The sequence below is a fragment of the Micromonospora sp. WMMC264 genome (genome assembly GCF_027497275.1).
GTDB classification, from domain to species: Bacteria; Actinomycetota; Actinomycetes; order Mycobacteriales; family Micromonosporaceae; genus Micromonospora; species Micromonospora chalcea.
Map to the genome: position 1 here is coordinate 4634636 of NZ_CP114907.1, position 22550 is coordinate 4657185.

Annotated in this window: 20 protein-coding genes; 15 read left to right on the top strand and 5 right to left on the bottom strand. The window is 74.1% G+C overall.

Annotated features, from left to right (window positions below):
* The first annotated feature begins 19 nt into the window (after positions 1–19).
* From rfbA to O7542_RS20150, 8 genes are read left to right on the top strand one after another with little or no spacing between them, the layout of a single operon-like run.
* A complete protein-coding gene (gene rfbA / locus O7542_RS20115) occupies positions 20–901 on the top strand; it encodes a glucose-1-phosphate thymidylyltransferase RfbA (protein WP_043326169.1) in 882 nt (293 codons plus the stop codon).
* Complete coding sequence (gene rfbC / locus O7542_RS20120; protein ID WP_064446934.1) at positions 898–1500, top strand: dTDP-4-dehydrorhamnose 3,5-epimerase; 603 nt, start codon at positions 898–900, stop codon at positions 1498–1500. The genes rfbA and rfbC overlap by 4 nt, the downstream gene beginning before the upstream one ends.
* Positions 1497–2765: a hypothetical protein gene (locus O7542_RS20125; protein ID WP_281605052.1), complete on the top strand. Its 1269-nt coding sequence runs from the start codon at positions 1497–1499 to the stop codon at positions 2763–2765. The genes rfbC and O7542_RS20125 overlap by 4 nt, the downstream gene beginning before the upstream one ends.
* Position 2766: 1 nt before the next feature.
* Entirely contained in the window at positions 2767–3618 is an 852-nt protein-coding gene (locus O7542_RS20130; RefSeq protein WP_187693929.1) for a glycosyltransferase family 2 protein, read from the top strand.
* Entirely contained in the window at positions 3615–4691 is a 1077-nt protein-coding gene (locus tag O7542_RS20135; RefSeq protein WP_113971888.1) for a glycosyltransferase family 4 protein, read from the top strand. Before O7542_RS20130 ends, O7542_RS20135 begins: the two co-directional genes overlap by 4 nt.
* 5 nt (positions 4692–4696) lie before the next feature.
* On the top strand, positions 4697–5605 hold the full coding sequence (locus tag O7542_RS20140; RefSeq protein ID WP_233514569.1) for a glycosyltransferase: 909 nt from the start codon (positions 4697–4699) through the stop codon (positions 5603–5605).
* A gap of 23 nt (positions 5606–5628) precedes the next feature.
* Positions 5629–6435 (top strand): glycosyltransferase family 2 protein, encoded by an 807-nt coding sequence (locus tag O7542_RS20145; RefSeq protein WP_281605053.1) that lies wholly within the window; start codon positions 5629–5631, stop codon positions 6433–6435.
* Between the two features lie 15 nt (positions 6436–6450).
* A complete protein-coding gene (locus O7542_RS20150; protein WP_281605054.1) occupies positions 6451–7743 on the top strand; it encodes an acyltransferase in 1293 nt (430 codons plus the stop codon).
* Here the strand turns inward: O7542_RS20150 and O7542_RS20155 are convergent.
* Positions 7659–9323 (bottom strand): O-antigen ligase family protein, encoded by a 1665-nt coding sequence (locus O7542_RS20155; RefSeq protein ID WP_281606489.1) that lies wholly within the window; start codon positions 9321–9323, stop codon positions 7659–7661. The genes O7542_RS20150 and O7542_RS20155 overlap by 85 nt on opposite strands.
* 198 nt (positions 9324–9521) lie before the next feature.
* Here O7542_RS20155 and O7542_RS20160 point away from each other — a divergent pair, with 198 nt between their 5' ends.
* Positions 9522–11090, top strand: coding sequence for a hypothetical protein (locus tag O7542_RS20160; RefSeq protein ID WP_281605055.1), 1569 nt, complete (start codon positions 9522–9524; stop codon positions 11088–11090).
* Between the two features lie 13 nt (positions 11091–11103).
* On the opposite strand, the gene O7542_RS20165 is transcribed toward O7542_RS20160, so the two are convergent.
* Entirely contained in the window at positions 11104–12297 is a 1194-nt protein-coding gene (locus O7542_RS20165; RefSeq protein WP_281605056.1) for a hypothetical protein, read from the bottom strand.
* Positions 12298–12411: 114 nt separating this feature from the next.
* Here O7542_RS20165 and O7542_RS20170 point away from each other — a divergent pair, with 114 nt between their 5' ends.
* The 6 genes from O7542_RS20170 to hutH are packed head-to-tail and all read left to right on the top strand — an operon-like array spanning position 12412 to position 20213.
* Positions 12412–13260: a MurR/RpiR family transcriptional regulator gene (locus O7542_RS20170; RefSeq protein ID WP_104114461.1), complete on the top strand. Its 849-nt coding sequence runs from the start codon at positions 12412–12414 to the stop codon at positions 13258–13260.
* 12 nt (positions 13261–13272) lie between these two features.
* Positions 13273–14919 carry a urocanate hydratase gene (hutU, locus tag O7542_RS20175; RefSeq protein ID WP_281605057.1) on the top strand — a complete coding sequence of 549 codons (1647 nt, stop codon included), beginning with the start codon at positions 13273–13275 and terminating at the stop codon, positions 14917–14919.
* Between the two features lie 11 nt (positions 14920–14930).
* A complete protein-coding gene (locus O7542_RS20180) occupies positions 14931–16151 on the top strand; it encodes an allantoate amidohydrolase (RefSeq protein WP_281605058.1) in 1221 nt (406 codons plus the stop codon).
* Positions 16148–17512: a formimidoylglutamate deiminase gene (locus O7542_RS20185; RefSeq protein ID WP_281606490.1), complete on the top strand. Its 1365-nt coding sequence runs from the start codon at positions 16148–16150 to the stop codon at positions 17510–17512. The genes O7542_RS20180 and O7542_RS20185 overlap by 4 nt, the downstream gene beginning before the upstream one ends.
* Positions 17509–18678 carry an imidazolonepropionase gene (gene hutI, locus O7542_RS20190; RefSeq protein WP_281605059.1) on the top strand — a complete coding sequence of 390 codons (1170 nt, stop codon included), beginning with the start codon at positions 17509–17511 and terminating at the stop codon, positions 18676–18678. Before O7542_RS20185 ends, hutI begins: the two co-directional genes overlap by 4 nt.
* Positions 18675–20213 carry a histidine ammonia-lyase gene (gene hutH / locus O7542_RS20195; protein WP_281605060.1) on the top strand — a complete coding sequence of 513 codons (1539 nt, stop codon included), beginning with the start codon at positions 18675–18677 and terminating at the stop codon, positions 20211–20213. The genes hutI and hutH overlap by 4 nt, the downstream gene beginning before the upstream one ends.
* Positions 20214–20215: 2 nt before the next feature.
* On the opposite strand, the gene rdgB is transcribed toward hutH, so the two are convergent.
* From rdgB to O7542_RS20210, 3 genes are all read right to left on the bottom strand, one after another.
* The gene (rdgB, locus tag O7542_RS20200) at positions 20216–20833 is read right to left on the bottom strand and encodes an RdgB/HAM1 family non-canonical purine NTP pyrophosphatase (RefSeq protein ID WP_043326198.1); all 618 of its coding nucleotides are present in this window, start codon (positions 20831–20833) and stop codon (positions 20216–20218) included.
* Positions 20830–21558, bottom strand: coding sequence for a ribonuclease PH (gene rph, locus O7542_RS20205; RefSeq protein ID WP_043326200.1), 729 nt, complete (start codon positions 21556–21558; stop codon positions 20830–20832). Before rph ends, rdgB begins: the two co-directional genes overlap by 4 nt.
* A gap of 73 nt (positions 21559–21631) precedes the next feature.
* Positions 21632–22378 carry an MBL fold metallo-hydrolase gene (locus O7542_RS20210; RefSeq protein WP_043326202.1) on the bottom strand — a complete coding sequence of 249 codons (747 nt, stop codon included), beginning with the start codon at positions 22376–22378 and terminating at the stop codon, positions 21632–21634.
* Between the last annotated feature and the right edge of the window lie 172 nt (positions 22379–22550).

The following is a 22550-nucleotide window of genomic DNA, read 5'->3' on the forward strand; positions in this document are numbered from 1 at the left end:
TCACGGGTAGTCTCCGCGAGTGCGTGGAATCCTTCTCGCCGGCGGCACCGGGTCCCGGTTGTGGCCGATCACCCGGGCCGTCTCCAAGCAGCTGATGCCGGTGTTCGACAAGCCGATGGTCTACTACCCGCTCTCCACTCTGGTGATGGCCGGCGTGCGGGAGATCCTGGTGGTGACCACTCCGGAGGACCGCGCCCAGTTCGAGCGGCTGCTCGGCGACGGCAGCCAGTGGGGGCTGCGGCTGGCGTACGCCGAACAGCCCCGTCCGGAGGGCATCGCGCAGGCGCTGGTGCTCGGCGCGGACTTCATCGGCGACGAGTCGGTGGCGCTGATCCTCGGCGACAACATCTTCCACGGCGTCGGGCTCGGCCGGCAGCTCGCCCAGCACGGCGAACCGGCGGGCGGCCGGGTCTTCGCGTACCCGGTGGCGAACCCGCAGGCGTACGGCGTGGTCGAGTTCGACGCCGACGGCCGGGTGCTCTCGATCGAGGAGAAGCCGGCCCGTCCCCGGTCCCGGTACGCGGTGCCCGGCCTCTACTTCTACGACAACCGGGCGGTCGACATCGCCCGCAAGCTGACGCCGAGCGCGCGCGGCGAGCTGGAGATCACGGCGGTCAACGAGACGTACCGGGCGTGGGGCGAGCTGACCGTGACGGTCCTCGACCGGGGCACGGCGTGGCTGGACACCGGCACGTTCACCTCGATGATGCAGGCCGCGGAGTTCGTCCGGGTGATCGAGGAGCGCCAGGGCATGAAGATCGGCTGCGTCGAGGAGGTGGTCTGGCGGTCCGGGCTGATCGACGACGAGCGGCTGCGCGTGCTCGCCCATCCGCTGACCCGCAGCGGCTACGGCGAATACCTGCTGGGCCTGCTGGCCGAGCGGAGCGGGACCGAAGGATGAAGATCCGGCCGCTGAGCATCGAGGGGGCGTGGGAGATCACGCCCCGGCAGCACGGCGACTCCCGCGGGTTGTTCATGGAGTGGTACCGGTTCGACCGGCTCGCCGAGGTGGTCGGGCGTCCGCTGCGGCTGGCCCAGGGCAACCTGTCCGTCTCCGCGCGGGGCGTGGTCCGCGGCATCCACTTCGCCGACGTCCCGCCCGGCCAGGCCAAGTACGTGACCTGCGTACGCGGGGCCGTGGTCGACCTGGTGGTGGACATCCGGGTGGGCTCGCCGACGTTCGGCCGGTGGGAGGCGGTGCGGCTGGACGACGTCGACCGGCGAGCCGTCTATCTCAGCGAGGGTCTGGGGCACGGTTTCTGCGCGCTGACCGACGACGCCACACTCAGCTATCTCTGCTCCACCACATACAACCCGGGCGCCGAGCACACGGTGCACCCTCTCGACCCGGACCTGGCGATCGACTGGCCGGCCGAGGCGCCGGTGCTGTCGGCCCGCGACGCCGCCGCGCCGAGCCTGGCCCACGCGCGTACGGCCGGGCTCCTGCCCGACTACCGCAGTACCCGCACCTGTGCCGCACCGTTCGGGGGCGACGAGTGACAGGCGGTTCGCTGGTCGACGCCGCGCAGTCCTCGTCGGACCCCGGCACGACACCGCCGCACCGGCGCCGGGCGGCCGGTCTGCTGCGGCGGCTCGTCGCGCCCGAGCGCCTCTATCTCGGCGCGCTGGGACTGACCGGCCTGGCGGCGGTCATGTCGGTGGCGCTGCCCGCGGCGGAGCGCGGCGAACTGTCGGCCAACATGGTGAGCGCGACGCTCGGCGCGGCCGTCGGCGGGCTGTCGCTCGACACCTTCCTCATCTCGCGTCCGGCCGGCTGGGTGCAGTCCCGGGGACGGACGTACGTGATCGCGATCCTCGGCGTCGCCGTACTCCTCTCCGGTGTCGCCGCCGCGCTGCTCACCGCGGCGGCGGGCGTCGGCGCCTATCTGGTCGGCGTCGGGTCCGCGGTGGGTCTGACCGTGTTCAACACGGTCTCGTCGCTCGCCCTGCGGCAGCGCAGCTTCCGGCTGGTCTACGCGATGCGCGCGGCGAGCGGCGCGGTCCTGGTCGCCGGGTACGCCGCCCTCTACGCCGCCGGCCGGCTCGACGGCGGCGTGTGGAGCATGGTGTGGCTCGCGGTGCAGTGGCTCAGCGCCTTCGCCGTGTGCGGCCTGGTCCTGGTCCGGCTGCGGCGGGCCGGCGCGGCCCCGGCGCCCACCTCGACCGGCGCGGACCTCCGGGCCGACCTGCTCGCGGCCGGGAGCCTGCACCTGGGCATCTTCGCGCAGATGATGACGCTGCGGTTCAACCAGGTCCTGGTGGCCCGGTTCGCCGGGGCCGGTCCGCTCGGCGTCTACGCGCTGGCGGTCGCCGCCCTGGAGTTCGCGCAGGCCGGAGCCGTGGTGCGGGCACAGCGCATCCTCGCCGACCGGGACGGTGGGAACGGCCCGGACCCGACGCGGGCGGTGGTGACGGCGGCCCTGCCGATCGCCCTGGCCGCGATCGTCGGGCTCGGCGTGCTGGGCTTCCTGGCGCCGGAGTACCGGCACGCCTGGCTCCTCGGGCTGCTGCTCCTGCCGGGCTCGCTGGCCACGGCGGCCGGAAAGAGCTGGAGCGCCCTGCTGCTGAAGCGGCGGGGTGAGAGGGCGACCACTGTGGTCGCCGTGGTCACGTCGGCGGTCGCGGTTCCGGCATACCTCGGCGTCATCCCGTGGGCCGGTGTGGTCGGGGCGGCGATCGCCTCCTCGCTCGCCTACGCCGTACACGCGTTCGCCTCGAGAGCGAGCCTGCGCCGGGCGCAGCCGCCGAATCCTGGGATGGTGTGAGATGGACGTCTCGATCGTGGTTCTCGCCTGGGAGGACTTCCACCGCACCCGCGACTGCGTGCTGTCCCTGCCCGCCGAGGCCGAGATCGTCGTGGTGGACAACGGCAGCTCGGCGGAGATCCGCGAGGCGCTGAGCGAGTTCTGCGCCCAGCAGGGCGTCACCTACGTCCAGTCCGGCTCGAACCTGGGATACGCCCGCGGCATGAACCTCGGCGTACGGCACACCAGCAGGGCGAACGTCATCCTCTCCAACAACGACATCGTCGTGCACGGTGACGCGGTGGCCCGGCTGCTGACAGCTCTCGAGGACCCGGAGGTGGGCGCCGCCTTCCCCGCTGTGGTGACGCCGGAGGGCGTGCCGCAGACCGAGGGCGGCCGGTTCCTGACCATGGGGGTCGGGCTGGGCCACGCCACCGGGCTGAGCCTCGTGGTGCCGCGCCTGCGGATCGTCGCGCCCCCGGAGCAGGCGGACTGGCTGACCGGGCCGTTCGTCGCGTTGCGGCGCAGCACCTTCGACGCCATCGGCGGAGTCGACGAGACGTCGTTCTTCTACTCCGAGGACATGCGGCTGTGCTGGGCGGTACGCCGGCAGGGCAAACGGCTGGCGTACGTGGCGGACGCCGTGATCATGCACGAGGACGACGCGACCGCCAAGCGGCGCTGGTCGGCGGAGGAGATCTCCGAGCGGCGTACCCGGGAGTTCATCCGGGCCAGCCGGGACCTGGGCGGCCGCCGTGGTCGCGTGGCGGCCACCGCGTACGTCTGCGGCATCCTGCTGCGGGCGGCGGTGGGCCGCGACTCCGTGCGCCGCGCGATCGCGCGCGGGGCCGTCGCGGGGCTGCGTGCGTCGTGAAGGTGCTCTTCGTCTGCACGACCGGTGGCTCCGGGCGGCGGCAGCTGGGCGGCGCGGAACGGATGCTCGCCGAGCTGGTGCCGGCGCACGCCCGTACCGGTGTCGACGTGGTGGCCGCCACCTCGGACGACGAGGTGGGCCGGTCGCTGCGCGAGGCCGGGGTGCCGTGGGTCGGGCTGGGCGCGACCAGCCGGATCGACCTCGGCTACGCGCGTCAGATCCGCCGTCTCGTCCGCGAGGTGAAGCCGGACGTGGTCTGCGCCCACCTGCTGTCCGCCGCGATGCACGCGCGGGCCGCGCTCAGCCTGGACCGCACCCCGCTCGTGGTCACCCTGCACAACAGCCTCTGGCAGTACCGGGACACCGCCGGGTCGTGGCAGCAGAGGGCCGCCACCCAGTCCAACATCACGCTGGACCTGGCGATGCGCCGCCTCCGGCCGCACGCGACGGTGGCGGTGTCCGAGTTCGAGGCCACCGAGCTGCGTCAGCGGGGCCGCGTCCGGAACGTCCACCTGATCCCCAACCCGCTGCCGGCCGACTGGCCCGCCCCGAAACCCGCCGACGCGCCGGCACCCGGCCGGCGTCCAGTGGTCGGCTACCTGGGCCGGCTGGAACGGGAGAAGGGCGCGGACCTGCTGGCCGAGACCGCCGCGCACCTGCCGGAGATGGACGTCCGGGTCGCCGGGGCCGGCTCGCTGCCGATCGCGGCCCGGCCGAACCTGGAACTCGTCGGCCGGGTCGTCGCGGCGGACTTCCTCCGCGGGATCGACTGCCTCCTGGTGCCGTCGCGGGTCGAGTCGTTCGGGCTCAGCGCGTTGGAGGCGCTGTCCCTGGGCGTACCGGTGGTGCACACCGGGGCCGGCGGGCTGGCCGAGGTCACCCGGCACGCCACCGGCACGCTCGCCGTCCGGGCCGACCCCAGCCCCGCCGCGCTGGCCGGCGCCGTCCGCCGGGCGCTGGCCCAGGCCGGGCCCGCCGAGGAGCGGCGGGGTGTGGCCGAGTGGTACGCCCAGGAGTACGCCTTCGACCGGTGCGTGACGCGCTGGCAGAGTCTGTACCGGTCGCTGCGGTGACCGCCGTGGAACTGACTGTCGTCACGGTGCTCTACCGGTCCGCCGGCATGCTCGCCGAGACGCTGCCTACCTGGGTACGCAGCGCCGAAGGGCTGCCGGTGCGGTTCGTCTTCGCCGACAACTGGCCCGAGGACGGCTGCGCGGAGATCATCGCCGGTTGCCTCGACCAGGACCGGTACCGGTACCTTCCCGACTCGTCCAACCCGGGCTTCGCGGCCGGCTGCAACCGGGCCGTCGCGGCCACCACCACCGGCCACGTGCTGCTGCTGAATCCGGACGTCTGGCTGCCCGACGGCGCGCTGGCCCGCATCTGCGCCGCCGTCGCGGAGGACCCCGGCACCCCGGTCGCGGTCGGCCTGGCCATGCACGGCGGCGAGTACGTGGGCATCGACCTGAATCCGGTCTCGCTGTTCATCGACCGGTCCGCCACGACGGCACGGGCGCCACTGGGCCCGTCCGGCGGCGCGGCGGTCTTCCCCACCGAGCTGTACCGCAGGTTCGGCGGGTTCTACGAGCACCTGTTCGCCTGGGGTGAGGACGCCGACCTCGCCCTGCGGCTCCACGCCTCGGGGGTTCGTACCCGGGCGCTGGATCTGATGCTGCCGCACGCCGGTGGGCACAGCGTCGACGGCGACGACCGGCTGCAGGGATTCCGGGCGTTCCTCCTGGCCCGCAACCGGCTCCTGGTCGCGGCGCGCACGCTCACCTGGCCGCTGCTGCTCGTCGCGCTGCCGGTCCTCGCGCTGGCGCACGTCGCGCTCGCCGCCCGGCGGGTCCGCCAGGGCCTGCTGCGGCCGTTCCTGCGTGGCGTGGGACACGGCCTGCGGCAGGGGCCGGCCGCCCGCCGGCAGTGGACCGGCAAGCGGTTCGGCTTCGCGACCCTGCTCAGCTATCTGACAGTTCGGAGAGCGTGATGACGGGACACCCGTGGAGTGTCGTGACTGTCACCTACAACTCGGCGGACACGCTGCGCCGCTGCTGGCGCGGCGAGAAGCCGTACGAGTGGATCGTGGTGGACAACGCGTCGTCCGACGACTCGGCGGCGGTGGCCCGGGAGCTGGGCGCGCGGGTCGTCCGGCTGCCGGAGAACGTGGGCTTCTCCCGGGCCAACAACGTCGCGCTGCACGAGGCCGCCGGCAGGTACGTCCTCTTCGCGAACCCGGACCTGGAGGTCCGCCCGGACGGGCTGGAGGCGCTCGCGCGGCACCTGGACGCGCACGGCGGACTGGTGGCGCCCCAACTGCTCTCCACCGACGGGACCCCGCAACCAAACGGGCGTGGCTTCCCGTACGCCACCGCGAAGCTCGGCAACCGGAAGCTGTGGCCGCTGTCCCGCCTGCACGAGTCGTACCGGATGGTGGCCGAGCCGGGCGAGGTCCGCTACGTCGCCTGGCTGATGGGGGCGGCGGTCGCCGGACGCACCGGTGACCTCGTCGAGCTGGGCGGATGGAACGAGCGTTTCTTCCTCTACTACGAGGACCATGAGCTGGGCCTGCGGGCGTGGCAGCGCGGTCTCCCGGTCGCCCTGCTCGGTGACGTGCGGTGGACCCACCACTGGGCGCGGGCGACGAACTCGGTGCGGTGGTCACCGGCGCACACGCTGGAGTTGCGCAGCGCCCGGATCTTCTTCGGCATGTTCCCCGAGTTCCTGGTCGGCCTGCCGCCGGCTGCCCGCCGGCACCACCGGGCGGCCGGGCTGATCGGTTCACGGGTGCCCGCGCCCCGCCCGCCGGTGGCCGGCTGAGCCGGGTCGGTCCGCGTGTCTCCCCTCCTGAAGGCCGCCGTCCGGCGTGCGCTCGTGTCGCAGCCGCTGGCGAGCGCGTACCACGGGCGGGCCAACGGTTTCGGCGCGCTGCGGCTCGTCTTCGCGCTGGCCGTGGTGCTGTCCCACACCGCCGCCCTCGGGTTCGGGCGTCCGCTGCTGCACCGGGTCGACCTGGGCGCCCTGGCGGTGGCGGGCTTCTTCACGATCTCCGGTTTCCTCGTCGTCGGCTCGGCGCGACGCAACTCGGTGCCCCGCTTCCTGTGGCACCGGGCGCTGCGGATCTGGCCCGGGCTGTGGGTCTGCCTGCTGTTCACCGGCCTGGTCGTGGCGCCCCTGCTGTACCTCGACCGGCACGGCACGCTCGACGGGCTGTGGCGCAGCCCGGGCGGCGTGCTCGACTACCTGCGGCTGAACTGGTGGGGCGGGCTGCGGCAGTTCGGCATCGCCGACCTGCTGCGCGGTGACACGCCGTACTGGCACTGGCAGGGCGGGAACACGATCAACGGATCGTTGTGGACGCTCGCCTACGAGATCTACTGCTATCTGGCGGTGGCCGTCCTGGCCGCGCTGACCGTGCTGCGCCGGCAGCTCCGCTGGGTCACGCTGCTCGCCGTGGTCGCGGTGTTCGGCGTCCTCTGCTGGAACCACCTCCAGCCCGGTGCGGCGCTCTGGACCAGCGGGGCGGTCGGTCCGCTGCCGATGCTCGGCGCGCTGCAGAAGACCTACCTGCTCTGGTTCGGGTTCATGTTCCTGGCCGGCGGGGCCGCCGAGCTGTACCGCGACCGGCTGCCGATGAACGACCTGCTCGGCGTGCTCGCGCTCGGGACGGTCGGCTGGCTCGCCGTGCGGGGCGACTTCGTCGGCCCGGGGGTGTACGCCGTCGACGGCGCGTTCTTCGCACCGGCGCTGCTCGCCTACGCGTACGCCGTCCTCTGGCTCGCCGTACGGCTGCCGCGCGTGCTGCACCGCGTCGGCCGCGACAACGACTACTCGTACGGTGTCTACATCTACTCGTTCGTGGTGCAGCAGGTGCTCGCCAAGTTCGGCCTGCCGGCTCTCGGCGTGGCCGGGTTCTTCCTGGTCAGCGCCGTGCTCAGCCTCGGGCTGGCGATGCTCTCCTGGCATCTGGTGGAGAAGCCGGCGCTGCGGGGAAAGGACTGGACGCCGCCCGCGCTGCGCGAGCCGCCGGACGATCGGCCGGGTCAGGACGGTCCCGACGCGCCTGCGCTGCCCGGGCGCGCGGCGGGCGCCGAGCCGGATCCGGCCGCCGCGCCGGCCGCTGGCTGACGGGGGCCGGCGGCGGCTTGCGCGCCAGGTTGCCGGCGACGCGGCACCGGTAGCGCCCGCGCCGACAGGGACGGGTTGTCGGCGGCGCCCAGCGCGACCGCCAGGAGCAGCACGGCCACCGCGCCCAGCCACAGCCACACGTCGAAGAAGAAGATCTGGGCCGCGAACCCGACCAGCAGGAGGCGGGCCGGCAGCGACCGGAGGCGCCGGTAGAGCAGCACCAGCAGCGCCAGCAGGCAGGCCAGCCCGATCAGGCCGAAGTTGTACCAGAACGCCAGGTAGGTGTTGTCGAAGACCTGGGCCTGGCCGTCGCCGATGCCGACGTTCTCCAGGAACCGCACGTTTGCCTCCGGCCCGTTGCCGAAGACGACTGTGGACCAGTCGCTGGTGATGCCGTCCCAGACCACGCTCATGCGCGTGAAGCGGGCGTCGGCGCTGGCCGGGTCGGAGATCCGTGATCCCGCCACGTCGACGGAGTCCACGGCGCTCGCGGTGGGCGCCGCCGGGACCGGCGCGCCGGGCTCCGGCGGCAGGGAACTCGCCGCCGGAGGCGCCGGAGCGGCCGGACTCGGCGCGGCCGGGCTCGGCGTGGCAGCGGGCGATTCGGGGGCCGGCGCCGCCGAACTCGCCGCCGGAGCGGCCGGGCTCGGGGTGGGTGCGGCGGCGGTGGTGTCGGGCCGCAGGGCCGGCGGGTTGACCGCCACGAGCGTGAAGGTGACCGCGGCGACGGCGGCAGTGGCGCCCAGGCCGCGCCAGCTGACCTTCCGCCACTGGAGGAACAGCCAGAGCCCGAGCGCGAGAACCGTGCCCACCCAGGCGCTGCGGGTGCCGGAGAGCACCAGGCCGACGAGGTTGGCGGTGACCGGCACGTACCAGAACCGGCCCCGGAGCGTCAGCGCGACGAGCACCATGGCCATGGCGAACGTGCCGTAGATGATGGGGTGCCCGGACAGGCCCACCGCCCGGGTCGCGTCGAACGCCGAGGTGTAGGTCCAGTCGTACGCGAACTGGTCGAAGATCGGCCAGCTCCGGGAAGCGGTCTGGTACTTGGCGAACACGGCCACGGCGACGCTGAACCAGGTGAGCGCCTCCGCGATCCGCCGGACGGTCCGCCGGTCGTGCCGTGCCTCCTCGGCGAGGTGCCAGGCCAGCACGCCGAAGCACAGCAGGGGCGCGACGCCGACCGCGATCGGCTTCACCCCGTGCCAGTGGACCAGCCCCGCGAGCACCGCGCACGCCGGGAGCAGGAGCGCCGCCGCGAGCGCCTTCGGCGGCCACCCGTCGCGTTCGGCGCGCAGCACCCGCCCCCACGCGGCGAGGAGGAACAGGACCAGCAGCAGCGCGTACGAGGGATTCGTCGGATAGCCGACGTCGATGGTCACCGGGACGGCGAACGCGATGACGAAGACCGCCCAGGTGATCCGGACCGGGTCCGTCAGCACCCAGCCGAGCAGGGCGCCGACGGCGACCCCGAGCGCGAGCTGCCACCTGCCCGTCAGCAGGAACCCGGCCGCCAGAACGACGAGGCCGAGGCCGAGGTAGCGGCCCCTGCGCTCCACGCCCCTGATCCGGTCAGCCATCACGCGCACCGCACGATCGTACGGATCAGCAGTGGCCGATCGGCACCAGCCCTGGGGCCGGGGACGCGGGCCCGCAGGTCCGGGCCTGTCGACGCACCTGAGTGGTGGGTTAGGGTGACGGCCGGTCGGCAGGCGGGGATTGGGAACTGCGTGGTCGCACGGGTGGAACCAGCCGATGTGGACAGATCCGGCGGGGCGGTGGCCCGACCGCTGGGGCCCCGCCCGATCCTGTGGGACAGCACCGCCGTCCTCGCGCTGCTGTGCCTGCTGCCGATCCTGCACGACGTCAAGACCATGCTCAGCGCGCCGTACTGGCTCGACGAGGCGTGGGTCGCCCTGTCCGTCCGGTTCCCGCTGGGCGAGCTGCCGGTCACCACGTCGTCCAGCCCGCTCGGCTGGAGCTTCCTGCTGCGGCTGGTGCCCGACGCGGACGACCTGCGTCTGGTCACGCTGGCGTTCCACGGGCTCGCGGTCGTGGCGGCGTACGGTCTCGGCCGGTCGCTGCGGTGGTCGACGCCCGGCCGGGGCGTGGTGGCCGGCGCGGCCTGCGCGGCGGCGGTCCTGCTGCTCCCCGCCCAGCAGGTGCGCCACGACCTCAAGCAGTACACCGCCGACGCAGCCGTGGCCGTGGGCGTGCTCGCGCTGGTCGCCTGGGTCGAGCAACGGTGGTCGCGCCGGCGGCTCAACGTGCTCACCGCCGCCGTCGCCGCGGGCATGCTGGTCAGCCACGTCACCGCGATCGTGGCGCCGTGCGCGTTCGGCGGGCTGCTGCTGGTCACGGCGATCCGGCGGCAGTGGCTACGTCTGGTCGAGGTGACAGTGACCGGGCTCAACGCCGGGCTGGTCCTCACCGGCGTCTACTTCGGCATCTCGATGCAGGGCCGCAACGTACCCATGCAGCAGTTCTGGGCCGGCAACTTCCCCGGGGTCACCGAGCTGCCCGGCTACCTGGCACGGCAGATCGACACGCTGATGCCGGTGGTCGGCGCGCCCGGGCTGGTGGTGGTCGCCCTGCTCGTGGCCGGCACGCTGACGCTCCGCAGGCACGGCCGGCCCGCCACCGCGGCCGCCGTGATGCTCCTACCAGTGGTCGCGACGATCGTCGGCGTCGCGAAGGTCTATCCGCTGCTGGAGCTGCGTACCTCGCACTTCCTGCTCGTCACCGCCGCCGCGGTGGCCGGCATCGGGGTCGCCGGGCTGGCGAGCCGCGCGGCCGACCTGGCCTGCCGCCGGCTCCCCCGGGTGCGGCCCGCCGTCCTGGCCGCGGCCTTCTGCGCGGTCCTGCTCGGGGGGTACGCGGCCGGCAACAGCCACTGGTACCGGTTCGACGGGAACGAGCCAGGGCTCTACTACACGGCGATCGCCGTCACCGACGTGCGTTCGGCGACCGAGTACGTGGCCCGGCACCGCCTCCCGAACGACGTCGTGGTCATGAACAACGCGGCCTGGTACGGGTTCGCGTTCTACTCCCGGCACGAGCGGCTGAAGCTGGTCGTGCCGCACGGCAACACGGTGGGCTGGTGGGTCGACATGCCCGACCGGTCCGACGTCGTGGTGGTGCCCGGCCACGACACCACTGCCGTCGGGGCCAGTCTCCGGCACGCGGTCGAGCTGGCGGCCGAGCGCGGCGACGGCGCGCGCGTCTGGCTGATCCGCTCGCACGTCGTCGGCGACGAGGTCGACGCCTGGCGGCAGGCGCTCGCCGCCTACCGCGTCGAGCAGGTCACCGGCGGGGTCGAACCGGTCGCCCGGATCAGCACGCCATGACGCGGCGCGGCGGTCAGCTGCCGCGCTGCCACAGGTCGCGCAGGGCGTCCCAGTCGCCGTCCACACCGTCCTTGCAGAGCGTCTCGATGTAGAAGGCGCCCTGCATGTCGTCGGGGTCCCACCAGACGCCGCAGATCGCCCGGCCGTCCTCGCCCTCGAAGGCGTACTCGACGTAGCTGCCGGGCTTCCCGGTCACGCCGCCCTTCGTGGTGCCGGCCTCGCGCAGCCCCGGCGCCAGCGAGCCGCCGGCGAGGTTGAGCTGCTGGCGGTACGCCCGCGCGGTGTCCTTCTGCTTCTGTCCCGGGTAGAGCGTGAAGTGCAGCCACGCGCCGCCGTAGTGGCAGAAGACGTGCCCCTTCTCGTCCGCCGGCAGCTTCGGTGCGCCCGGCTGGTCGTAGACGGTGCAGCCACCGATCCGGGTCAGCCAGGGCTCGACCAGCGGGGCCAGCTCACCCTCGAACTTGGCCTTGTTGATGGCGAGCTGCGTGGCCTCGTAGGGCGGCAGCGACGGGCTGGCCGACGGCGCCGGCGTCGCGGCCTCCTTCTCGCGCCCCGCACCCAGGAAGAACCCGGCGGTGCCGGCGACCAGGGTGAGCACCAGGGCGCCGACGATCGAGATCCAGTCGCGCCGCTTCGGCGCCGGCTGCACCGGGGCGATCCGGCGTCCGCCGGACGGGTCCAGCGGGTCGGTGGCCACCGGCGCCGAGCCGACGGCGGGTGGCGCGGAGACGGCCGACGTGGCGGGGACCCCGGAGGTCGCGACGACGGCGGCCGGGGACATCGGCGCGCCGGAGATCGGCTGGGCCGCCATCGCCCAGGGCTGCGGAACCCACGGCAACTGGGACGGCGGGGAGACCGGGGCGGCGGCCGGGGGCGGTGGGAGCATCTCGGCCGTCGGGGTGCGCTGGTAGTCCATGCCGAGGCTGCGGAACAGCCGCTCGGCCGCACCTTCCTCTTCGGACGGGTACGCGATCCAGGGCTCGGCGGCGGCGAAGTCGGCGTTGACGTACCGGTGGCCGCCGGGGGTCTGGGCCAGCACGTTCGCCGCGTTGGTGAACGCCTCCCGCCAGCGCTGGTCACCGGCGGCGGCGCCTTCGAGGACGGCGACGGTGACCGGGCGGTCCTGTCCGTCGAGAGCCGCCCACGCCCGGCCGACCTGGCACTCGCCCAACGTCTCGGTGAACCTGTACGGCCCCTCCGGCTGCATGCCCCACTCCTCTGTTCACCCGCCGTGCGGATAGTACAGAGAGCACGCTCATCGGACCTCCCTGCGGTCGCGCGACGCTTGCGCTCTGAAAGTTTTCATGCATAGAGTCGGCTCGTGAATGAAAGCGGTGCGGCCTCCCCTGACCGCCTGCTCGACCTCTTCCACGGCGTACGGCTCACCCCGACGCAGCGCCGCATCGCGCACTGCCTGGTGCGGCACGCGGGCGCGGCGGCGTACCTGTCCGCCGCCGAGGTGGCCGAGCTCGCAGGCGTCAGCCAGCCGTCGGTGACCCGGTTCGCCATGGCGCTCGGCCACGACGGCTACCCCGCGCTGCGCCGCCGCCTGCGCGAGCTGGGCGCGCGCGACGCCGCCGACCAGGACCGCGCCGGGAACGCCCTGCAACGGGCGGTGCACGCCGAACGGGACAACCTCGACCGGCTCGCCGCGCAGCTCGCCGACGCCGACCGGGTCGCCGAGGTGGGCCGCCTGCTCGCCGCCAGCCGCCCGCTGCCGGTGCTCGGGCTGCGGGCCGCCGCGCCGCTGGCCGCCTACTTCGCCTACTTCGCGGCGAAGGTGCACCCGGACGTACGGGTGTTCGACGACGGCGGCAGCATGCTCGTGGACCGCCTGGACCAGGCGGTGGCGGCCGGCGCGACGGCCATGCTCGCGTTCGTGCTGCCCCGCTACCCCCGGGAGACCCTGGAGGCGCTGCGCGAGGCCCGGGACGCCGGCCTGACCGTCGTGGCGATCACCGACTCGCCGGTCAGCCCGGCCACCGAGCACGCCCAGGTGGTGCTGCCCGCCGCCGTCGGCGCCGACCTCGTCTTCGACCTGCACACCGCACCGATGACCCTGGCCATGGTGGTGCTCCAGGCGATCTGCGACGCCGCACCGGCCGAGACCCAGGACCGGCTCGAGGCGTTCGAGTCGTCCGCCGCCCGCCGCCAGTTGTTCCTCGGCTGAGAGGAGTACGAGATGCACCAGCCCGTCCGCGCCGCCCGCGGCGTCACCCGCACCGCGAAGGGGTGGCCGCAGGAGGCCGCCCTGCGGATGCTGATGAACAATCTCGACCCGGAGGTGGCCGAGCGCCCCGACGACCTGGTGGTCTACGGCGGCACCGGCAAGGCGGCCCGGGACTGGCCGTCGTACCACGCGCTCGTGCGCACGCTCACCGAGCTGCGCGACGACGAGACGATGCTGGTGCAGTCCGGCCGGCCGGTCGGTGTGATGCGGACCCACGAGTGGGCGCCGCGCGTGCTGCTGGCCAACTCCAACCTGGTCGGCGACTGGGCCACCTGGCCGGAGTTCCGCCGCCTGGAGTCGCTGGGCCTGACCATGTACGGGCAGATGACCGCCGGTTCGTGGATCTACATCGGCACCCAGGGCATCCTCCAGGGCACGTACGAGACGTTCGCCGCCGTCGCCGCCAAGCGCTTCGGGGGCACGCTCGCCGGCACGCTGACGCTCACCGCCGGCTGCGGCGGGATGGGCGGGGCGCAGCCGCTCGCCGTCACCATGAACGGCGGCGTCTGCCTGATCGTGGACGTGGACCGGTCGCGGCTGGACCGCCGGGTGCACGACCGCTACCTCGACGAGGTGGCCGACTCGCTCGACGACGCCATCGAGCGGGCGCTCGCGGCCAGACGGGACCGGCGGGCGCTCAGCGTCGGCGTGGTCGGCAACGCCGCCACCGTCTTCCCCGAGCTGCTGCGCCGGGGCGTAGCCATCGACATCGTGACCGACCAGACCAGCGCGCACGACCCGCTGTCGTACGTGCCGGAGGGCGTGGACCCGGGCGACGCGCGGGATTACGCGGCGGCCAAGCCGGCCGAGTTCACCGACCGGGCCCGGGCGTCGATGGCGAAGCACGTGGAGGCGATGGTCGGCTTCCTGGACGCGGGCGCGGAGGTCTTCGACTACGGCAACTCGATCCGGGGCGAGGCCAAGCTCGGCGGATACGAGCGGGCGTTCGACTTCCCCGGGTTCGTGCCCGCGTACATCAGGCCGTTGTTCTGCGAGGGCAAGGGCCCGTTCCGCTGGGCCGCGCTCTCCGGCGACCCGAAGGACATCGCCGCCACCGACCGGGCGATCCTCGACCTGTTCCCGGAGAACGAGTCCCTCGCCCGGTGGATCCGGATGGCCGGCGAGCGGGTCGCGTTCCAGGGTCTGCCGGCGCGGATCTGCTGGCTCGGCTACGGCGAGCGGGACCGGGCCGGGGTGCGGTTCAACGAGATGGTCGCGTCCGGCGAGCTGAGCGCGCCGGTGGTGATCGGCCGGGACCACCTGGACTGCGGCAGCGTGGCCAGCCCTTACCGGGAGACCGAGGCGATGGCCGACGGCTCCGACGCGATCGCCGACTGGCCGCTGCTGAACGCGCTCGTGAACACCGCCAGCGGCGCGTCGTGGGTGTCGATCCACCACGGCGGCGGCGTCGGCATCGGCCGGTCCATCCACGCCGGGCAGGTCTGCGTGGCCGACGGCAGCGAGCTGGCCGGCCAGAAGATCGAGCGGGTGCTGACGAACGACCCGGCGATGGGCGTCATCCGGCACGTCGACGCCGGCTACGACGACGCCCGCGCGGTGGCCGAGCGCACCGGCGTCCGCATCCCGATGGCCGAGTAAGGAAGGGCCCCTTGTTAACGCATTCTGCATGGGAAGGGTCCCTTCCTAACCGGTTCCGGGAGCTGTGGGACGAGATCGCGCCGATCGGGCGCGACGAGGGCAGCGGCGGCTACCTGCGCTACGCGCTGACCGAACCGGAGCTGCGGCTGCGGGAGTGGTTCCACAACCAGGCCGACGCCCGCGGGATGCCGGTTCAGCAGGACGGCAACGGCAACCTGTTCGCCTGGTGGGGCGACCCGGAGGCCGGCGACGCGGTGCTCACCGGCAGCCACTTCGACTCGGTGCCGCACGGCGGCGCGTACGACGGTCCGCTCGGCATCGTCAGCGCGTTCCTCGCCGTGGACGAGCTGCGGGCCGCGGGCATCACCCCGGAACGGCCGGTGGTGGTGGCCGCGTTCGTGGAGGAGGAGGGCGCGCGGTTCGGCGTACCCTGCCTGGGGTCGAGGCTGCTCACCGGCGAGATCGACGTCGACCGCGCGGCCGGGCTGCGCGACCAGGCCGGGACGACCTTCGCGCAGGCGCTCGGCGAGCGGCCGGCGGGCGCCGACCCGGCGCTGCTCGGCCGCTTCGCGGCCTTCGTGGAGCTGCACGTCGAGCAGGGCCGCGCGCTGGTCGACCAGGACGCGCCGGTCGCGGTGGCCTCCGCGATCTGGCCGCACGGCCGGTGGCGGTTCGACTTCACCGGCGAGGGCAACCACGCGGGTACGACAGCGATGGCCGACCGCCGCGACCCGATGCTCACCTACGCGTTCACCGTGCTGGCGGCGAACAAGGAGGCCCGGCTGCGCGACGCGCACGCCACAGTGGGCCGGGTGTCGGTCGAGCCGAACGCCACGAACGCGATCCCGTCCCGGGTCACCGGCTGGCTGGACGCGCGGGCGGCCGAGGCGGAGACGCTGTGCGGTCTGGTCGAGGCGGTACGCGCCAAGGCCGCCGACCGGGCCGGCCGCGACGGCACCGCGCTGACCTGCACCCAGGAGTCGGCGACCCCGCTCGTCGCGTTCGACCGCGGGCTGGCCGACCGGCTGGTCACGCTGCTCGGCGCGCCGGTGCTGCCCACCGGCGCCGGGCACGACGCGGGGGTGCTGGCGGCGCACCTGCCCACCGCGATGCTGTTCGTGCGCAACCCGACCGGGGTGTCGCACTCCCCCGCCGAGGCGGCCACCGACGCCGACTGCGCCGCCGGGGTGACCGCCCTGGCCCGGGTCCTGGAGGAGCTGGCATGCCGCTGACCCGCTGGCTGGCCGAGTACGCCTGGCTGCCCGACCGCGCCGAGCCCACCCGGGACGTGCTGATCGAGGCGACCGACGGGCGGCTCACCGCTGTCACCCCGCTGACCGGGGACGGTCCGCCGACCGCCGGGGTGGAGGTGCTCGGCGACGCGGTACGGCTGCCCGGGCTGACGGTGCCCGGCCTGGCCAACGCCCACTCGCACGCGTTCCACCGCGCGCTGCGCGGGCGCACCCACGACGGGCGCGGCGACTTCTGGTCCTGGCGCAGCCTGATGTACGCGATCGCGACCCGGCTCGACCCGGACACCTACCTGGCGCTGGCCCGCGCCGTGTACGCGGAGATGGCGCTGTCCGGGATCACCTGCGTGGGCGAGTTCCACTATCTGCACCACGGTCCCGGCGGCACCCCGTACGACGACCCGAACGCGATGTCCGCAGCGCTCGTGGAGGCCGCCGCGCACGCCGGGATCCGGCTCACGCTGCTGGACACCGCGTACCTGGCCGGGGGCGTGGACGGCGCGCCGCTGACCGGGCCGCAACGCCGCTTCGGTGACGGTGACGCGCTGCGCTGGGCGGCGCGGGTGGACGCGTTCGGGCCGGCCGACGACCACGTCCGGCTCGGCGCGGCCATCCACTCGGTACGCGCGGTCCCGGCCGAGCAGCTCGCCACCGTGGCCGGCTGGGCCGACCGCAACGGGCTGCCGCTGCATGTGCACCTGTCCGAGCAGCCGGCCGAGAACGACGCCTGCCGGGCCGTGCACGGCTGCACCCCGACGCGGCTGCTGGCCGACCACGGCGTGCTCGGCCCGCACACCACAGCGGTGCACGCCACCCACCCGACCGCCGCCGACGTGGCGCTGCTCGGCGACAGCCGTACCCGGGTCTGCGTCTGCCCCACCACCGAGCGCGACCTGGCCGACGGGGTCGGCCCGGTGCGCCGGATGGCCGACGCGGGCAGCCCGCTGAGCCTGGGCAGCGACAGTCACGCCGTGGTGGACCTGTTCGAGGAGGCCCGCGCGCTGGAGATGGACGAGCGGCTGCGTACCCGCCGGCGGGGGCACTTCACGCCGGCCGAGCTGCTCGGCGCCGCCACCGTCGGCGGGCACGCCGCGCTGGGCTGGGGCGACGCCGGCCGGTTCGCCGTCGGGCAGCGGGCCGACCTGGTCACGGTACGGCTGGACAGCGCCCGCACCGCCGGGGTGCCGCCGGCCGGCGCGTTCTTCGCCGCCACCGCCGCCGACGTGACGAGCGTGATCGTGGACGGGAGGCCGGTGGTGGACGGCGGCCGGCACCTGACCGTGGACGTGCCCACCGAGCTGCGGGACGCGATCGCGGCGGTGACCGCGAAGGAGGACTCGTGACGCGCGGCAGCCTGCTCGTCGACCACATCGGCGAGCTGGTCACGAACGACGGCCGCGACGGCGACCCGCTGGGCATCAGGCGCGACGCCGCGCTACTGGTCGAGGGCGGCCAGGTGGCCTGGATCGGGTCGGCCCGCTACGCGCCCGCCGCCGACCGGCGGATCGACGCCGGTGGCGCGGCGGTGCTGCCCGGCTTCGTGGACAGCCATGCCCACCTGGTCTTCGCCGGGGACCGGGCCGCCGAGTTCGCCGCCCGGATGGCCGGCGAGCCCTACACCGGCGGGGGCATCCGCACCACTGTGGGCGCCACCCGCGCGGCCTCCGACGACGACCTGCGCGCCACTGTGGGCCGGCTGCGCGCGGAGATGCTGCGGCAGGGCACCACCACCGTCGAGATCAAGAGCGGGTACGGCCTCACCGTCGCCGACGAGGCCCGCTCGCTGCGGATCGCCGCCGAGTTCACCGACGACACCACGTTCCTCGGCGCGCACGTGGTCCCCGCCGAGTACGCCGACCGCCCGGACGACTACGTGGGCATGGTCTGCGGGCCGATGCTCGCCGCCGCCGCGCCGTACGCCCGCTGGATCGACGTGTTCTGCGAGCGGGGCGCGTTCGACGCCGACCACGCGCGGGCGATCCTCGCCTGCGGGCAGGCCGCCGGTCTGGGCGTACGGCTGCACGCCAACCAGCTCGGCCCGGGGCCGGGCGTACGGCTCGGCGTGGAGCTGGGCGCGGCCAGCGTCGACCACTGCACCCACCTGACCGACGCCGACGTCGACGCGCTGGCCGGCTCGGAGACGGTCGCCACGCTGCTACCGGGCGCGGAGTTCTCCACCCGGTCGCCGTACCCGGACGCCCGGCGGCTGCTCGACGCGGGCGTGACAGTCGCGCTCGCGACCGACTGCAACCCCGGCTCGTCGTACACGTCGTCGATGCCGTTCTGTGTCGCGCTCGCCGTACGCGAGATGCGGATGACCCCGGCGGAGGCGGTGTGGGCCGCGACCGCCGGCGGGGCGGCGGCGCTGCGCCGCACCGACGTGGGGCGGCTGACCCCCGGGGCGCGGGCCGACCTGATCATCCTCGACGCCCCGTCCCACCTGCACCTGGCCTACCGGCCGGGGGTGCCACTGATCCGCCAGGTTCTGCACAACGGAGTGCCGCGATGACCACAGTGACCATCCTGTCCACCGGGGTCACCCCCGCCGACGTGCTCGCGGTGGCCCGCGGCACCGCCAAGGTCGTGCTCGACCCGGCCGCCACCGAGGCGATGGCCACCTCCCGGTCCATCGTGGACCGGATCGAGGCGGCCGGGCGGCCGGTGTACGGCGTCTCCACCGGGTTCGGCGCGCTCGCCAACACGTTCGTCGCACCGGAGCGCCGGGCCGAGCTGCAGCACGCGCTGATCCGCTCGCACGCCGCCGGGGTGGGCGCGCCGATGCCGCGCGAGGTGGTACGCGCCATGATGCTGCTGCGGGTCCGCTCGCTGGCGCTCGGCCGCTCCGGGGTACGCCCGCTGGTCGCCGAGGCGCTCGTGGACCTGCTCAACCACGACGTCACCCCGTGGGTGCCGGAGCACGGCTCGCTCGGCGCGTCCGGCGACCTGGCGCCGCTGGCGCACTGCGCGCTGGTGCTGCTCGGTGAGGGCTGGGTGCTCGGCCCGTCCGGGGAGCGCGTCCCGGCCGCCGACGCGCTGCACCAGGTCGGGCTGAAGCCGGTGTCGCTGGCCGCCAAGGAGGGGCTGGCGCTGATCAACGGCACCGACGGCATGCTCGGCATGCTGCTGCTGGCCGTCTCCGACGCCCGGCACCTGTTCGCCATGGCGGACGTGACAGCGGCGCTCGCCATCGAGGCGATGCTCGGCTCGGAGCGGCCCTTCCTGCCCGAGCTGCACGCGATCCGCCCGCATCCCGGCCAGGCCGCCTCGGCGGCGAACATCCACCGGCTGCTGCAGGGCTCGGCGGTGATGGACTCGCACCGCGACGACCTGGCGCACGCGGTGCAGGACGCGTACTCCATGCGCTGTGCCCCGCAGGTCGCCGGCGCGGCCCGGGACACGCTCGACTTCGTCGAGGTGGTCGCGGGCCGGGAACTGCTGTCCGTGGTGGACAACCCGGTGGTGCTGCCGGACGGGCGGGTCGAGTCGACCGGCAACTTCCACGGCGCGCCGCTCGGCTTCGCCGCCGACTACCTGGCCATCGCCGCCGCCGAGGTGGGCGCGATCGCCGAACGCCGGGTGGACCGGCTGCTGGACGTCACCCGCTCCCGGGAGCTGCCCGCGTTCCTGTCCCCCGACGCCGGGGTGAACTCCGGGCTGATGATCGCCCAGTACACCGCCGCCGGGATCGTGGCGGAGAACCGCCGGCTCGCCGCGCCCGCCTCGGTCGACTCGCTGCCCACCAGCGGCATGCAGGAGGACCACGTCTCGATGGGCTGGGCGGCCACCAAGAAGCTGCGCACCGTGCTGGACAACCTGACCAGCCTGCTCGCGGTGGAGCTGCTGGCGGCCGTACGCGGGCTCCAGCTGCGCGCCCCGCTGACGCCGTCACCGGCCGGGCGGGCGGCGCTCGACGTGCTCGGCCGCACGATCGGCGAGCCGGGACCGGACGTGTTCCTCGCGCCGCTCATGGAGGCGGCGCGCGAGGTGGTACGCGGCCCGGAGCTGCGCGCGGCGATCGAACGGGAGATCGGCCCGCTGGGCTGATCTCAGGTGGCGGGCGGGAGCACCTTCGCGACCAGCTTGGCCAGCTCCCGCAGCGCCTTGCCGCGGTGGCTGACCGCGTCCTTCTCCTCGGGCGTCAGCTCCGCGTTGGTGCGCTCCTGCCCGTCGCCCAGGAAGATCGGGTCGTAGCCGAAGCCGCCCTCGCCACGCGGCGCGCGCAGCAGCCGGCCGGACTGGCGGCCGTCGACCAGGTGCTCCTTGCCGCCCGGCAGCACCAGCGCGACGGTGCAGACGAACGCCGCGCCCCGGTGCTCGTCCGGCACGTCGCCGACCTGGTCCAGCACGAGCTGGAGGTTGGCGTGGTCGTCGCCGTGCCGGCCGGACCAGCGGGCGCTGAACACACCCGGCATGCCGTTGAGCGCGTCCACCGCCAGCCCCGAGTCGTCGGCGATCGTCGGCAGGCCGGTACGCCGGCAGCCCTCCCGCGCCTTGATCAGCGCGTTCTCGCCGAACGTGAGGCCGGTCTCCGGCAGCTCCGGGTACTCCTCGACGTCGTCGAGGCCGAGCAGCGCGATCCGGTGCGCGCCGAGCGCGCCGTCCAGGATCCGCTGCAGCTCGACGAGCTTCTTCCGGTTCCGGGTGGCCAGCAGGACCTTGTTCATGACGAGAGCGCCTTCCGCTGCGCGTCGGCCAGTTCCAGGCAGCCCGCCACGCCCAGGTCGAGCAGCGCGTCGAGCTGATCGCGGGCGAAGACACCCGCCTCGCCGGTGCCCTGCACCTCGACGAAGTCGCCGGCGCCGGTGCACACCACGTTCATGTCGACCTCGGCGGTGACGTCCTCGGCGTAGCAGAGGTCGAGCATCGGCTCGCCGCCGATCACCCCGACGCTCACCGCCGCCACCGAACGGTGCATCACCTTCTCCACCTTGCCGGCCAGCGCCTTGCGCTCGGCCAGCCAGGTCACCGCGTCGTGCAGCGCGACGTACGCGCCGGTGATCGCCGCGGTCCGGGTGCCGCCGTCGGCCTGGAGCACGTCGCAGTCGAGCACGATCGAGTTCTCGCCGAGCGCCTTGAGGTCCACGCAGGCACGCAGGCTGCGGCCGATCAGACGGGAGATCTCATGGGTACGCCCGCCGACCTTGCCGCGCACGCTCTCCCGGTCCGAGCGCGTGTTCGTGGCCCGGGGCAGCATCGCGTACTCGGCTGTCACCCAGCCCAGCCCGGAACCCTTGCGCCAGCGCGGCACGCCCTCGGTGACGCTCGCCGTACAGAGCACCCGGGTCGCGCCGAACTCGACGAGCACCGAACCCTCCGGGTGGGTGCTCCAGCCCCGGGTCAGGGTCACCGGTCGGAGTTGGTCGGGCTCCCGCCCGTCAGGTCGCGCCATGCCTGCACCCTATGCGGTGCGGTGATCGGATCGTCCGCGGGTGTCCGCCGACACGGCCCGGCCGCCGCCGGGGTCACACGTCGTAGCAGGCGCCGGGCCGCACCACGTCCAGCGGCCCGGCGTACGCCCCGGCCGCCGCCTCCACCGTCTGCGACTCGCTGCCCCAGGCCGGTACGAGATGGGTGAGCAGCAGCCGCCCCACGCCCGCCTTGGTGGCCGCCTCGCCCGCCTCCCGGCCGGTCAGGTGCAGATCCGGCGGGTTCTCCACGCCGTCCATGTAGCTCGCCTCGCAGAGGAACACGTCGGCGTCCTGGGCCAGGCGCAGCAACGCCTCGCAGGGCGCGGTGTCGGCGGAGTAGCAGAACACCCGCCCGCCGTGCTCCAGCCGCACCCCGTACGTCTCGACCGGGTGATTCATCCGGTCGACGGTGACGCTGAACGGGCCGATCGGGAACGTGCCCGGCTGGAGACCGTAGAACTGGTAGACGTCCTCCACCGAGCCCTCCTCCTGCCCGTACGCGGCGGCGAGCCGGTCGGGCGCGCCGGAGGGGGCGTACATCGGCAGGGGCGGGTACGGACCGTCCGGCGCGTACCGGCGCACCACCACGTAGGACACCGCGTCGAACATGTGGTCGCAGTGCAGGTGGGTGAGGAGGACCGCGTCGGGGGCGTGCAGCCCGACGTAGCGCTGGAGCGTGGAGAGCGAACCCACGCCGAAGTCGATCAGGAGCCGGAAGCCCTCGGCTTCCATGAGATAGGCCGAGCAGGGCGATTCGGGGCCCGGGAAGCTGCCCGCGCAGCCGAGGACGGTCAGTCTCATCCGGTGGCCTCGATCTCACCATGAGTAGTCGATGCGCCGGCGGCGACGCCGCCGATGATCTCTACCGACGCGCTCGCCACGCTGCGCAGCCTACGCGCCGCCCCGGTCGGGCAAGAATCATCTGCCGGAAGTTGTCATCAACGTGACACCCATACACGTCCGCTCCGGGCAG

Bases quoted from the DNA above. Each gene is read 5' to 3' on its own strand.
- rfbC (WP_064446934.1), top strand. From the start codon at position 898: ATGAAGATCCGGCCGCTGAGCATCGAGGGGGCGTGGGAGATCACGCCC.
- O7542_RS20130 (WP_187693929.1), top strand. From the start codon at position 2,767: ATGGACGTCTCGATCGTGGTTCTCGCCTGGGAGGACTTCCACCGCACC.
- O7542_RS20155 (WP_281606489.1), bottom strand. From the start codon at position 9,323: ATGGCTGACCGGATCAGGGGCGTGGAGCGCAGGGGCCGCTACCTCGGC.
- O7542_RS20165 (WP_281605056.1), bottom strand. From the start codon at position 12,297: ATGCAGCCGGAGGGGCCGTACAGGTTCACCGAGACGTTGGGCGAGTGC.
- hutU (WP_281605057.1), top strand. From the start codon at position 13,273: ATGCACCAGCCCGTCCGCGCCGCCCGCGGCGTCACCCGCACCGCGAAG.
- hutH (WP_281605060.1), top strand. From the start codon at position 18,675: ATGACCACAGTGACCATCCTGTCCACCGGGGTCACCCCCGCCGACGTG.
- rdgB (WP_043326198.1), bottom strand. From the start codon at position 20,833: ATGAACAAGGTCCTGCTGGCCACCCGGAACCGGAAGAAGCTCGTCGAG.
- rph (WP_043326200.1), bottom strand. From the start codon at position 21,558: ATGGCGCGACCTGACGGGCGGGAGCCCGACCAACTCCGACCGGTGACC.
- O7542_RS20210 (WP_043326202.1), bottom strand. From the start codon at position 22,378: ATGAGACTGACCGTCCTCGGCTGCGCGGGCAGCTTCCCGGGCCCCGAA.